A 14,314-nucleotide genomic window follows, 5' to 3' on the forward strand; every position below is an offset into this window, starting at 1 on the left:
TAAGTAAGGCCAAACTTTTTTAATTTGTTTATCCAGTTTTGGATTAACCTGAATATATTCGGAGAATTCCCATGCCAAGACGTCGCGTCGTAGGTCAACGTAAAATCCTGCCAGATCCTAAGTTCGGATCAGAGCTTCTGGCAAAGTTCGTAAACGTAATGATGCTGGACGGTAAAAAGTCCACTGCTGAAAAGATCATCTATGGTGGTCTGGACGTAGCTGCTGAGAAATCAAGCAAAGCTCATTTAGATATTTTTGAAGCCGCTCTGGACAACATCCGTCCATCTGTGGAAGTTAAGTCCCGCCGTGTTGGTGGTTCTACTTACCAGGTGCCGGTAGAAGTTCGCCCAGTGCGTCGTAACGCACTAGCTATGCGCTGGTTGGTTGAAGCCGCCCGTAAGCGTAGCGAAAAATCGATGGCTCTGCGCCTGGCAGGTGAACTGTTAGATGCAAGCGAAAATAAAGGCACTGCGGTTAAGAAACGTGAAGACGTTCACCGTATGGCTGACGCGAACAAAGCGTTCGCACATTACCGCTGGTAATGACTTTGGCGTGGCACGTATGTGCCACGCCACTTTTCATTCTAGTCACTAGCGATATAGGACTCTACCCAGAGCATAGCCCTATATCATTATTGATTGGTATAACGCGTAAGGCGTTAGCTAGAGGAAACTATTTTGGCTCGTACAACCCCGCTCGAGCGCTACCGTAACATCGGTATTGTGGCTCACGTAGACGCTGGTAAAACTACTACTTCTGAGCGCGTATTGTTCTACACGGGTCTATCTCATAAGATCGGTGAAGTACACGACGGCGCTGCGACCATGGATTGGATGGAGCAGGAGCAGGAGCGTGGTATTACTATCACTTCAGCTGCTACCACCACCTTTTGGCGCGGTATGGAAGCGCAATACCCTGAGCATCGCATCAACATCATCGATACTCCAGGGCACGTTGACTTCACCATTGAAGTAGAACGTTCGCTACGCGTACTTGATGGTGCTGTGGTGGTTTTCTGTGGCGCTTCTGGCGTTGAGCCTCAGTCTGAGACCGTATGGCGTCAAGCTGATAAATATCATGTACCTCGACTGGTCTTCGTCAATAAGATGGATCGTGCCGGCGCTGACTTTGAACGTGTGGTTGAACAGATTCGCGACCGTTTGGGCGCAAACTGTGTGCCTATCCAGCTCAATGTCGGTACCGAAGAAGAGTTCGCCGGCGTTATTGATCTGCTTAAGATGAAGTACATCAGCTGGAATGAAGCCGATCAGGGCATGACTTTCGACTACTTAGCGATCCCAGATGATCTGGTTGATCAGGCTGAGGAGTGGCGCGAGTACATGGTTGAGTCGGCTGCAGAAGCGACTGAAGAGTTAATGGAGAAGTACTTAGAAGAGGGCGAGCTCTCTGAAGCGGAGATCAAAGCTGGTCTGCGTCAACGTACTCTTAACAACGAAATCGTATTGGCAACCTGTGGTTCTGCATTTAAGAACAAAGGCGTACAAGCGGTTTTGGATGCAGTTGTAGAATACCTGCCGTCACCACCAGAAGTACCGGCTATCACCGGTGTGGATATGGATGACAACGAGGTATCGCGTGAGTCTGATGATGCTGCTCCGTTTGCGGCATTGGCTTTCAAGATCGCAACCGACCCATTTGTGGGCACCTTAACCTTTATGCGGGTATATTCTGGTGTGGCCGAAACTGGCCAAGCGGTTTATAACTCAGTAAAGCAAAAGCGTGAACGCTTCGGTCGTATGGTGCAAATGCACTCAAATGATCGTAAAGAAATTAAAGAGGTTCGGGCTGGCGATATCGCCGCTGCCGTTGGTCTAAAAGATGTCACTACTGGTGATACCCTTTGTGATCAGGACCATAAAGTGATACTTGAGCGGATGGAATTTCCGGAACCTGTGATCCAGATCGCAGTTGAGCCGCGAACCAAGGCCGATCAAGAGAAGATGGGCGTTGCACTGGGTAAACTGGCTGCAGAGGATCCATCCTTCCGCGTTGAAACTGACCAAGAGTCAGGACAAACGTTGATCTCTGGAATGGGCGAATTACACCTCGACATTATTGTTGATCGCATGAAACGTGAATTTAGCGTTGATTGTAACGTTGGTAAGCCACAGGTGGCATACCGCGAAACGATTCGCCAAAGCGTTAACTGTGAAGGTAAGTTTATCCGTCAATCCGGTGGTAAGGGCCAATATGGTCACGTCTGGCTGAAGCTAGAACCACAGGAGGCGGGATTTGGCTACGAGTTCGTAAACGAAATCGTCGGCGGGACAGTTCCTCGTGAATTTATCCCTGCTGTAGATAAAGGTATCCAAGAACAGATGGGACAAGGTGTCATCGCAGGCTTCCCTGTGCTTGACGTTAAAGTTACTCTGTACGACGGTTCCTTCCACGATGTGGATTCGAACGAAATGGCGTTTAAAGTGGCTGGTGCCATAGGCTTCCGGAACGGAGCCTTGGATGCATCACCTGTGTTGCTTGAACCAATGATGAAGGTTGAAGTAACGACTCCAGAAGACTGGATGGGTGATGTTGTAGGCGACTTGAACCGCCGTCGTGGCTTGATCGAAGGTATGGACGATGGTGTGGCCGGTCTTAAGATCGTACATGCCAAAGTGCCATTATCTGAAATGTTTGGCTATGCCACAGACTTGCGCTCCGCAACACAGGGTCGTGCTTCTTACTCAATGGAATTTGTTGAGTATAATGAAACCCCTGCGAGCGTAGCTAAGTCTATTATTGATGCCCGTATGGGCTAATCGAACACCAGTTCGTTAACAGATCCGGTCGCATGCGGCCGGGTCGCATATTGAAAGGAAAGACGTCGTGTCTAAAGAAAAGTTTGAACGTACGAAACCGCACGTTAACGTTGGTACTATTGGCCACGTTGACCACGGTAAAACCACTCTGACCGCTGCAATCACCAACGTGCTGGCAAAGCACATGGGTGGCGAAGCTAAAGCTTTTGATCAGATCGATAACGCTCCAGAAGAGCGCGAGCGTGGTATCACCATCGCAGCTTCTCACGTTGAGTACGACACTGAGATCCGTCACTACGCACACGTAGATTGCCCAGGACACGCTGATTACGTTAAAAACATGATCACCGGTGCTGCTCAAATGGACGGCGCTATCCTGGTTTGTGCAGCAACTGATGGCCCAATGCCACAGACTCGTGAGCACATCCTGCTGTCTCGTCAGGTAGGCGTACCTTACATCATCGTGTTCCTGAACAAGTGTGACATGGTAGATGACGAAGAGCTGCTTGAGCTGGTAGAAATGGAAGTTCGTGAACTTCTGTCTGAGTACGATTTCCCAGGTGATGACACTCCAGTAATTCAGGGTTCTGCTCTGAAAGCCCTAGAAGGCGAAGCTGAGTGGGAAGCTAAGATCATCGAACTAGCTGAAGCCCTGGATACTTACATTCCAGAGCCAGAGCGTGCAGTAGATGGTGCATTCTTGCTGCCAATCGAAGACGTATTCTCTATCCAAGGCCGTGGTACTGTAGTAACTGGTCGTGTAGAGCGCGGTATCGTACGTGTAGGCGACGATGTAGAAATCGTAGGCGTTAAAGAAACCACTAAGACTACCTGTACTGGTGTTGAAATGTTCCGCAAGCTGCTTGACGAAGGTCGCGCTGGTGAGAACTGTGGTGTTCTTCTGCGTGGTACTAAGCGTGAAGACGTAGAACGTGGTCAGGTACTGGCACACCCAGGCACCATTAACCCACACACTCGTTTCACTTCAGAAGTATACGTACTGTCTAAAGAAGAGGGTGGTCGTCACACTCCTTTCTTCAAGGGCTACCGTCCACAGTTCTACTTCCGTACTACTGACATCACCGGTACCATCGAACTGCCAGAAGGCGTTGAAATGGTAATGCCTGGTGACAACATCCAAATGGATGTTACTTTGATCGCACCAATCGCGATGGAAGAAGGCCTACGTTTCGCTATCCGTGAAGGTGGCCGTACTGTAGGTGCTGGTGTTGTTGCTACCATCGTTGAGTAATCAACGGTAGTTAACACTACACTTTGAAAAAGGCGTCCCTAGGGGCGCCTTTTTTGTGTCTATTGACCTAGCTTGGGGGTCTGTTAGCTATTAGCCTCTTGGCTCTATCTCGCCACGGTTTCTCAATCTTCTCAAAACTCATAGCTGAAACCACGACGGTGATGGCAACGATTGTGCTGTTTAGCGCTATTGCTGACCAACCTTGGTATGTATTCCCGAATAGGTTGCTGAGCAGAAGAATGATGAGCAGATGGAGCATATAAATTGAGTAGGACCAGCGTCCACTAAGCTGCAACACTTGGGCTAGTAATAACCGTCCTAATGTGCCGTTATGGTCGCTGCTAAAGACGATAATAGCCAGAGTAAAGGTGGTAACGACACCGATCCACATCGCTGGGTAAACTTCGGCATTGAAGATTGCGATTACTATTCCGATAACGGTTAACCACTCCAACAATTCAATACGCTGCGCGATCTTTTTTGTCAGAGACTCGAACCGACGTAAACGATTGATCCCTACCCCGAGGTAGAACGCGGCAATACACCGGACAAAGCCAAAATCATAGGTAATGTCGAGGTTGTCACGACCTAAAGTAAATAGAAATAGGTAGCAGCTAAAGGCAATTAATGGTGGTAACCATAGTGATTTATGCCTATCGATAAAGAATGTTGTCGCGAAGAACACCACGTAAGTGAGTATTTCTGCACTGACGCTCCAACTTGGAGTGTTCCAGGTTAGGTGATCAAATATCCCCACTGACTGCAACAGTAAGAGATTGCCAATGAAGGATGAGATTTGACCGTCAGAGGAGAGTAATGCGCCCCCTCCGGCAACCTCCCAGTGAAATAGCACCGATTTGAGGCAGAAATAGGCGAGCATCAGCAAGAGGCTAATAAGGTGCAGTGGGTACATTCGCCCCAAACGAAGTATTAGGTAGTCGCCAAAGGTAATATTGCGCCCTATTCGGTCACCATAGGCGTAGGACATCACAAAGCCGGATAAGATAAAAAACAGATCAACAAATAGGTAGCTGTTGTGGATGAAGAGCGTCGACGAGGTGTCAAAGTGATATGGCGAGTGATAAAGCACGACTAACAGTGCTGCGATTCCTCTTAGGCTTTCGAGCTTATAAAACATCTACTACTGACCCAAAAATTGTTACTCCGAAGGCTTAAATGGTAGTTAATGGCTTGGGTATTGGGGGGGTAATTAAGTTTATTAAGCCTGTGGCAATTGCATTAGTAGTTGATATATTTGAATAAATTTTAAATTTTGGTTGCCAAAATAAACTTATTAGCATTGCTTTTTGTTGGCTGTATACCAATTAAGTGCTGTTCTTTTCAATGCTGTTAAAGCCCCGGCTAGGCGAGTTTTGATACAAGAGGAAAGCACTACCGCCGTTGATCTTTTGCCGCATTGGAACAGTCCAGCGAAGCGTTTTGGACTGCGACCTAAGGCAAGGGGGATTGCAAAGGGGGCGAAGCTCCCCCCTAATGCATACAAAAATGTACTGTCGCCACCGTGACATAACCCCTTAAGAGTACTGCAATCGGTAGAGCCGAAGGTTTGATATAAACCTCAACACTTGGCTGTGACACAGCCTTTTTGTTGCAGTTACGGCACTACATATGGCCCCTGACACAAAAAAGCCAGTTGCGGTTGCAACTGGCTTTGCTCTAAAAGTTATCCCAACGGGTTGGAGGGAATTACTGTTTCCACTTCAGGTGGGTTGCCCAACCTAAGTATGCTCGTGACCAATCAGGGTCACCAAAGTTGCGTAATACGTAAGTGTTCATTTCGCTTACGCGGGCATCGTATTCTGCTAAGTCAGCCCAGTCGTAGGTACTTGCTACCTGATCCATAATGGATGCAGTACCGGTACCACTTACGTCGTACGCTAACACACCTGGGGCACCAAATACCTTGTCGGTTAAGGTCTTGGTTGCACACTCAATGATGTCACTCTCTACGTAACCTTCATTATGAGCGGTCAATAAGAAACCGACATCCATGTGACCATGGCTTGTGTCTTCAATCTTGGTGTTACCGTTTACGTCGTAAGCGTAGTTCCAAGTACAGGTACCATCGCTGTTAAACTGTAAGTTGTCGCCAAAGAAGCCAACAATATCATTTACTCGTTGCTCCATTACGCTGTCGCCACCGCTGGTCCACTTGTCTACGTAGATCATTGCAACGGCCATGGTCATATTGTGGTTGTACGGTACTGGATTAGAGTACAAGCCGTTATCACCGTAGGCGTCATTCTGTTCGTTTACGTAGAAGTATGAACCCTGAATCGCCGCGTTCTTACTCACACTGTAGGATGAGTTATGGTTGTTGATGATTGTCGTAGCGCTTGCTAAGAAAGCATCAGCCTGAGTCATGTAACCTGTTTTGTCGTTACTCTTGATGTAATCAACAATACGCATGATTGGGTTAAGGATCTGACCATCAGACAATACCGCTAAACGGTATCCACCGTAAGGACGACGCCAGCCATCACCAATCTGGCTACGATCATTCAGGAACAGCTTCGGTGCTACCGAGTACGGTTCCGCCGAGATATTTAGCTCGCCCCGCTGAGCACGGTTAGTGTCAGTGTAGTCAAGCATACGCTGAGCCAGCTCTACTGCGTAATCTAAGTACTTATCATCGTTATAGGTTTCAGCCATGGTTAAGTATGCACGTAACCAATAGTGTCCGTGCCACGCGTATTCGCCATTATCGTTGGCGTTGGTGGTATTCATCATCGGACGACCATTACGTGAGAAATGCTCAAAGCTGGCGTCCCACTCTGCTTGGGTTGCAATAGTAGCTTCTGGCGCAGTGATTCCTTCATCAATCACTTTCCAGTCACTGCTAGCAACGTTATACAGTCGGTTAGCGCTACTTGGGGCACTGCTGTTCTCAATGATGTTCTGGTTGTCGTCAAAGCTATATGCGCGCAGATGATCGTTGTTACCGTAGTCAATAAAAGCTAAAGCTTGCAGGCTCGCTTGACTGTAGTCATTACCGTAGTGCATCGCCGAGTTGTAACTTTGGTAACCAATTGAGCTATCGCTCACTGACTCAGTAGTCTGACCATCTGAGACAGTGACAATGCCATTATTGATGTTTACTTCAGCGTAACCGGTTGTGCCAAAATCAAAGCGATTGTCTAAACGGATCTCTTTGCCATTAAACAGGCCAATAAACGAGTCTTCAGTTACCGCTAAATAGGCATTTGAACCGCTGGCCAAGTAGGCTTTGTCATCACTTAAGTCACGGACCCAGGCCACAATACGGTGTTCGCTTTGCGCCTGCCATGCATCAAAGTCAAAGTACGCGTCGGTGCCGTTAAAGCTAATAGCTCGAGCGTCTTCACCTAATAGCAGGTCGTTTTCAATTGGCTCTGGCTCTGGCTCCGGTTCTGGCTCTGGTTCTGGCTCTGGCTCTGGTTCTGGCTCTGGTTCAACCGGTACTACTGGATCCGGGTCAACAGGCTCTGGCTCAACCGGCTCTACTGGATCAGGCTCAACCGGAGTTGGGTCAACTGGATCAGTAATAGGCGCGTTGTCTACAGGTGGAGTTTCATCAATAGGATCCGAACTGCTACTACCGCCGCCGCATGCTGTCAGGGCGACAGTAAGCGCGCTAAGGGCGAAAATACGTTTTAATTTCGAAGTGTTCGATAAGTGCCGATTGGTCATAATATACTCCAATATCGGCAGACAAGGTGGCATGGGGCCTAAAACGGTCCGACATGTGGTAGTCCCGCTATCTCAAGCTGTGTTACTTCGCTTGAGACCGGAGACTTTGCGTCATCAGTTCACACTGACTTTGCCTTTGTCTGCTGTCGTGAATGTCGTCGCAATATAAATCATCTGCGACTCGATTTGATGGGGTGCATCTTACTGGCAACAATCAGGTGCTTCAAATTGGCTAAAAAATCGATTTGATAAACGACATCGATCTGATTTTTAAGTGAAATTTTTAGTTTTTGCCGATGGCTAGTAAAATTGTTCAAAATTTGAATTTTGATTTATATATCAGCACCTTGAGGCAGTTAATTGCCGGCCAAAATAGAAACAATATTTTTACATGGTGACTACTGGTTTCGCGGTACTGATCACACCATCGACTGAAATAATGTGAATTAGGCTGATTTTTATCCACCATTGTTAGCGGCTAACTTAGCCAATTGCTCTTTATTTAGGTGAAAACCACCATTTCAGCGCTACTACTTCTCTACTTGGCATCTATTTACCCTGCGATACAGCTTGTAAGTAATGAGTGGCTAGCCAACTAGTTTTCGGTGAGTTGTTAAGCGCTTTAATTCGAGGCTGTAGATGTGAAAAAACCAGCTGCGAATGCAACTGGCTTTGCTCTAAAAGTTATCCCAACGGGTTGGAGGGAATTACTGTTTCCACTTCAAGTGGGTTGCCCAACCTAAGTAGGCGCGTGACCAGTCTGGATCACCAAAGTGGCGCAGCACATAGCTGTTCATTTGACTGATGCGAGCATCATATTCCGCTAAGTCAGCCCAATCGTAGGTACTTGCTACTTGATCCATGATGGTAGCCACTCCGGTACCACTTACGTCGTACGCCAACACACCAGGAGCACCAAAGACCTTATCGGTTAGGGTTTTGGTTGCACAGTTGATTGTCTCGGCAGCAACGTAACCTTCATTATGTGCCGTTAACAAGAAACCGACATCCATGTGACCATGGCTGGTGTCTTCAATCTTGGTGTTACCGTTTACATCGTAAGCGTAGTTCCAAGTACAGGTACCATCGCTGTTGAACTGCAGGTTGTCGCCAAAGAAGCCAACGATATCGTGTACTCGTTGGCTCATCTGACTGTCACCACCACTGGTCCACTTATCCACATAGATCATAGCTACAGCAAAAGTCATGTTGTGGTTATACGGTAATGGATTGGAGTACAAGCCACTGTCACCATATAGGTCATTTTTGTCATTAACGTAAAAGTAGGAGCCCTGAATAGCGGCGTTCTTACTGGTACTGTACGAGGTGTTATGGTTATTGATGATTGTCGTAGCGCTTGCTAAGAAAGCATCAGCTTGGTTCATGTAACCGGATTTGTTGTTACTCTTGATGTAATCAACAATACGCATAATTGGATTAAGGATCTGGCCATCGGACAATACTGCCAAGCGATGCCCGCCGTATGGGCGACGCCAGCCATCACCAATCTTGCTGCGGTCATTCAGATACAGTTTTGGTGCTACCGAATACGGTTCTGAATAGATGTTTAACTCGCCACGTTTAGCACGATTGGCATCGGTGTAGTCGAGCATGCGTTGAGCCAGCTCAACTGCATAATCTAGGTACTTATCGTCGTTATAGGTTTCAGCCATGGTGAGGTACGCGCGTAACCAGTAGTGACCGTGCCACGCGTATTCGCCATTATCGTTGGCGTTGGTGGTATTCATCAACGGGCGCCCATTACGTGAGAAATGTTCAAAGCTGGCGTCCCATTCTGCTTGGGTTGCAATAGTAGCTGCTGGTGCAGTGATGCCTTCATCAATCACTTTCCAGTCGCTGCTAGCAACGTTATACAGTCGGTTAGCGCTACTTGGGGCACTGCTGTTCTCAATGATGTTCTGGTTGTCGTCAAAGCTATAAGCACGCAGCCGATCGTTGTTACCGTAGTCAATAAAGGCTAATGCTTGCAGGTTTGCCTGACTGTAATCGTGACCGTAGTGCATCGCCGAGTTGTAACTTTGGTAACCAATCGCGCTATCGCTCACCGACTCGGTAATTTGGCCATCTGATACGGTGACTTTACCGCTGCTAATGTTTACTTCAGCGTAACCGGTTGTGCCAAAATCAAAGCGATTGTCTAAGCGGATCTCTTTGCCATTAAACAGGCCAATAAATGAATCTTCGGTTACCGCTAAATAGGCATTTGAACCGCTGGCCAAGTAGGCTTTGTCATCACTTAAGTCACGGATCCAAGCCACGACACGGTGCTCGCTTTGCGCCTGCCACGAGGCAAAGTCGAAGTACGCATTGGTGCCGTTAAAGCTAATAGCTCGCGCATTATCACCTAGTAGTAAATCGCCATTAATCGGCGTTGGTGTAACCGGATCTGTTGGATCAGGATCTACTGGGTCTACTGGGTCTACTGGGTCTACTGGGTCTACTGGGTCTACTGGGTCTACTGGGTCTACTGGGTCTACTGGGTCTACTGGGTCTACTGGAATGGTAGGATCTGGAGTGTTGTTGTCACCGCCTGAATAGATCGCATCCCATTTGTCACTCGGGAAATGTTCAGGGGCTGGATTCTCAATAGCGTTGTTACTTTCTTGCCACGCAGCAGAGTCGATGCTGTGTAACTGACCGTCATTGCCATTGACTTCGATCATGCCACGCTCTGGGCTAAATGCGTATGAACGTGAGTTGCTTGGGGTGTTGATATCGATTAGAGATAACGACTGTAAACCACCCTCAGAGTAACCATTGCTGCGACGATAAATCCATTCGTAGCTGATAGCGGTTGGGTCAATTGCACCATCCTTTACTGTGGCACTCTCGCTGCCATCGGTGACTGTCATGGCACCGTGATCAATGGTGTACTCAACGTATTTGCTCTGTTCGAAATCAAACTTACCGTAGATCCCAGGGTAGGAACTGCCCCATTGTCCTTGCACGTTGTGATGGCTGAAACTCAAGTATTTGTTACTACTTGAGTCGGTTAACAACATCGTCTTATAACCTTCATCGTTGCTGATTTTCGACAGATGAGCAATGACTTTGAATTTACCTGTCGGTTGCCATGAAGGGATGGAGGCATAGGCACCTTTGCCATCAAAATCCAAACTATATTGTTGGCTTGGTACAGGCTCAATCGGGTCTACTGGGTCTACCGGAGTAGGATCCACAGGAGTAGGATCTTCTGGCTCTATTGGCGTTGGATCTGGATCTACTGGGGTAGGCTCTGGGTCGACCGGCTCAATTGGCGTAGTGGTATCTTCGCTACCGTAGACTTGGTCCCATAGTTGCTGGTCAAAGTGTGTTTCTGCTGGATTGCTGACAATGTGGTCACCCTCAATCCAGCTTGAGTTATTGATGTTGAGTAGGCGACCGTCGTAGCCATTGACTTCGATCATGCCATGGTCGTTGTCAAAGGCGTACGAACGCGAGTTAGCTGGGTTGTTGTAATCGATCAAGGTGAGCGATTGTAATGCACCAGTGGAGTAGCCATTGCCTCGTCGGTAAACCCAATCGTAGGCTACTCGAGTTGGATCAATGGCACTTGCTAAAGCGGTCGCTTCATTGGTGCCGTCGGACGCAGTTAAGCTGCCGTGATCGATGGTTATATCGATATATTTGCTCTTATTGAAGTCGAATTTACCCCATATGCCGGGATAATCGCTGCCCCATTGCCCTTGCAGATTATTGTGACTAAAGCTTAGGTATTCCGAACTATTGGAGCTGCTCAGCAACATCGTTTTGGCGCCGGAATCTGATGCGATTTCAGCTAAGTGTGCGATTAAACGGAACTTGCCGCTTGGTATCCAAGCAGAAAACGAACCATAGCTAGTACTGCCATCAAATCGAACCGCAGTTTGGTTGGCTTCAGGGGCGGGAGCTGGGGTTGGATCCGGAGTAGGGTCTGGAATGGGATCTGGCGTTGGTTGACCCTCGTCAGAGCCAAATGCGGCTTGCCAATCGCTATCACTAAAGTGACTCGGGTCTGGGTTAGTTATGGTGTGCGTACTTGATTGCCAGTCGTCGTCATTGACGTTAATAAGCGGTGCTGTTGAAGCATGGCCTCCCACCTCAACCATCCCCAGTGTTTGGTCGAAGGCGTAGGCACGGGAGTTCGCTGGATTATCCAGGTCAATCAGCGCAATGCCTTCTATTTCACCAGAGTAGTGGCCGCCGCCACGGCGAAACAACCAGTCAAAGCTGGTATCCGTAGGGGTGATGCCAACGTTATACACTTCGCCTTTGGTTAAGCCATCTGACGCAATTAATACGCCATCGCGAACCTCTATCTCTACGTATTTTGTTTTGGCGAAGTCAAATTGGTTGTAGATTCCCGGGTAGTTTTTATCCCATTGCGCTTTAACTGTATTGTGAGAAACAGAGATGTATTCAGAGGTTTGCTTGTTGCTGATCAATACCGTTTGAACATCTTCGTTGGGGTTCAAGTCGCCCAACCATGCGATCACCTTAAAATTCCCTTTTGGCTGCCATGAGTCCATTTGAGCGTAGTTGTCTGCCCCATTAAAGACAACTCTATCTGCTGCAAGTGCTTGATTGTTTGTAGTAGTAAAGGCTAATGCCGCGATAGCGAGTGCGATCGGTTTTATTCGAGTGGAACTAAGTGGGTGTCTGATATTCATAATGTGCCTCAATACATCAGGCAGCGAGATGGCCGCAGTAGATGGAAGAAGCAACATCGGGGCTCCTGGGGATAAGAGCCAAGTTATTGAGTCATCATCGACATGAGGTAGTTCCGCTATCTTAAGCTCGCGCTCTTAGACCGGAGACTTTGCGTCACCAGCTTTCGCTGGTTATGCCTTTTTCTGCTGTCTTGGATTAAATTTCACACTGCACAACGCATCGGTTGGCAGTTTGCCTATTTTATGATCGGGGGCAGACTGCCGCACAGATGAGCCTGATTCAATCATTAAGTTCGGATGCAGTATCTGGTTTTCGACTGTCTTGCTGGTCATTTTTTAGATAAAACAGTAACTTTTGTCGATTGAGGTGAATGATAAATCTGTGAAGTTGATCATTCTTAGTTATAAGGGCGCGCTGGGGTTATGGAGTTTCATTAGGTCTATTGGACGTCTTTAGATGAACGAGATTAAGCACTCGTTAGGCAAGCAACAATTGGTTTTAGGTTGAGGTTAGCGTCAATACCAAAAATCGAGATATCTGAACTACGCTTAAGCTAATCAATAGCTTCTGCTAAGAGATAATGAAAACTAGTGCGATTTTATCAGGGAGGCCTGAGTTGGGCGCTATCGGTTATGGCATGGGTGCACATAGCAAAAATCGCACTACGTAAGAGGTAATAACCTCTGCTCACTAGAGTTGAGGTGCGATGCGCCTTGGTTAGGTGAAACGATAAAATAGGGTGCTACAGATGGTAATAGATAAAATTTAGAGATAGAGAATGCCATGAAAAAACGACACAGTATCAAGCATTGGTTGGTAGGAAAACTGGAGATATCCCATGGTGGCCATGACATGCTACTGTCAATGGAGGGGTTACGAGGAATTGCGGTATTTCTTGTTTTTTTAGTTCACTACTCTTCTTTCGTTGAAAAATTTACCGCCGGCATCTCTAGCGATATATTGTCATTCGTTATGCATTTTGGTCACTTAGGGGTTGACCTATTTTTTGTTTTAAGTGGTTACCTTATTTATGGATCAATCTTAAAAGGGAAAGTTTTTGACCCAACAAAATACGTTCGGAAACGAGTTAAGCGGATATACCCGACATTCCTTTGCGTATTTATAATTTACATTATTCTCTCTTTCATCTTCCCTAGTGAAAGCAAAATACCAGCCGATACCTATAGCGCTATTTTATACCTTATTCAGAACTTACTCTTGCTGCCAGGCCTGTTTGATATTGTTCCAATGATTACCGTTTCGTGGTCATTGAGTTATGAAGTGTTTTACTACGCCATTATCCCACTAATTGTATTTTCATTGCGATTAAAAGGGTGGCAGCGCTCATCAAGGGTTGCGATGTGGTTAACGGTTTCCATTGTCGGCTTTGGCTTGAGCTTTATCTCTGATAGCCACATTAGATTGTTGATGTTTATTTCAGGAATACTGCTTTTTGAATTTTCTACTAGTAGCCTAAAGGTTTATCGTGGTGGTGGGCTTTGCTTTCTTATAGCATTGTCTTTATATGGATTTAAGTCCATTTATGATATTAATAATGTTATCGCAGTGATGTCGGCATCCTATCTATTCATCTACCTTTGCCTTTGCTCTTTTAACAAAAGTTCAACCGTTTATAAATTTTTCACTGTGACTTGGTTACGCTGGTTGGGGAACATTAGTTATTCTTATTATTTAGTGCATTCGTTAACTCTTAGTTTTTCATTTTTGATATTGGAACGATTCATTAGTGCTGATTATTCTAGTCATCATATTTATTATTGGCTTTGGATCCCTTTATTCATTTTTTCGGTAATAGTTTCTTTTGTACTGTATGTTGCGGTTGAGCATCGGTTCTCACTTACCATCAGAAATGGACATGCGAAGAAAGTGCCAGTGAAGTGCGCTTCACCAGCAAAATAGCTTT

The 14,314-nt window shown here is 46.8% G+C and carries 7 protein-coding genes and 2 riboswitches; of the genes, 4 read left to right on the forward strand and 3 right to left on the reverse strand.

Going from position 1 to position 14,314, the window contains the following annotated elements; all coding sequences use genetic code 11:
* Nucleotides 1-71 precede the first annotated feature (71 nt).
* The 3 genes from rpsG to tuf all read left to right on the forward strand — a co-directional run bounded on the left by rpsG (nucleotide 72) and on the right by tuf (nucleotide 4,029).
* The gene (rpsG, locus tag HER31_RS16980; protein WP_168662410.1) at nucleotides 72-542 is read left to right on the forward strand and encodes a 30S ribosomal protein S7; all 471 of its coding nucleotides are present in this window, start codon (nucleotides 72-74) and stop codon (nucleotides 540-542) included.
* A gap of 135 nt (nucleotides 543-677) precedes the next feature.
* On the forward strand, nucleotides 678-2,777 hold the full coding sequence (gene fusA / locus HER31_RS16985; RefSeq protein ID WP_168662412.1) for an elongation factor G: 2,100 nt from the start codon (nucleotides 678-680) through the stop codon (nucleotides 2,775-2,777).
* A gap of 67 nt (nucleotides 2,778-2,844) precedes the next feature.
* Nucleotides 2,845-4,029, forward strand: coding sequence for an elongation factor Tu (gene tuf / locus HER31_RS16990; protein ID WP_168662391.1), 1,185 nt, complete (start codon nucleotides 2,845-2,847; stop codon nucleotides 4,027-4,029).
* A 67-nt stretch (nucleotides 4,030-4,096) separates the two neighbouring features.
* On the opposite strand, the gene HER31_RS16995 is transcribed toward tuf, so the two are convergent.
* The 3 genes from HER31_RS16995 to HER31_RS18940 form a co-directional block, all read right to left on the reverse strand.
* Nucleotides 4,097-5,167 carry an acyltransferase family protein gene (locus tag HER31_RS16995; protein WP_168662414.1) on the reverse strand — a complete coding sequence of 357 codons (1,071 nt, stop codon included), beginning with the start codon at nucleotides 5,165-5,167 and terminating at the stop codon, nucleotides 4,097-4,099.
* A 569-nt stretch (nucleotides 5,168-5,736) separates the two neighbouring features.
* Complete coding sequence (locus HER31_RS18755) at nucleotides 5,737-7,719, reverse strand: hypothetical protein (RefSeq protein ID WP_202983572.1); 1,983 nt, start codon at nucleotides 7,717-7,719, stop codon at nucleotides 5,737-5,739.
* A 54-nt stretch (nucleotides 7,720-7,773) separates the two neighbouring features.
* Nucleotides 7,774-7,864: riboswitch (cyclic di-GMP riboswitch) on the reverse strand.
* A gap of 562 nt (nucleotides 7,865-8,426) precedes the next feature.
* Complete coding sequence (locus HER31_RS18940) at nucleotides 8,427-12,389, reverse strand: hypothetical protein (RefSeq protein WP_202983573.1); 3,963 nt, start codon at nucleotides 12,387-12,389, stop codon at nucleotides 8,427-8,429.
* Nucleotides 12,390-12,492: 103 nt separating this feature from the next.
* Nucleotides 12,493-12,577: riboswitch (cyclic di-GMP riboswitch) on the reverse strand.
* Between the two features lie 596 nt (nucleotides 12,578-13,173).
* On the opposite strand from HER31_RS18940, the gene HER31_RS17010 reads away from it, so the two are divergent.
* Nucleotides 13,174-14,310 carry an acyltransferase family protein gene (locus tag HER31_RS17010; RefSeq protein WP_168662416.1) on the forward strand — a complete coding sequence of 379 codons (1,137 nt, stop codon included), beginning with the start codon at nucleotides 13,174-13,176 and terminating at the stop codon, nucleotides 14,308-14,310.
* Nucleotides 14,311-14,314 lie beyond the last annotated feature (4 nt).

This window comes from Ferrimonas lipolytica (genome assembly GCF_012295575.1).
Lineage (GTDB): Bacteria > Pseudomonadota > Gammaproteobacteria > Enterobacterales > Shewanellaceae > Ferrimonas > Ferrimonas lipolytica.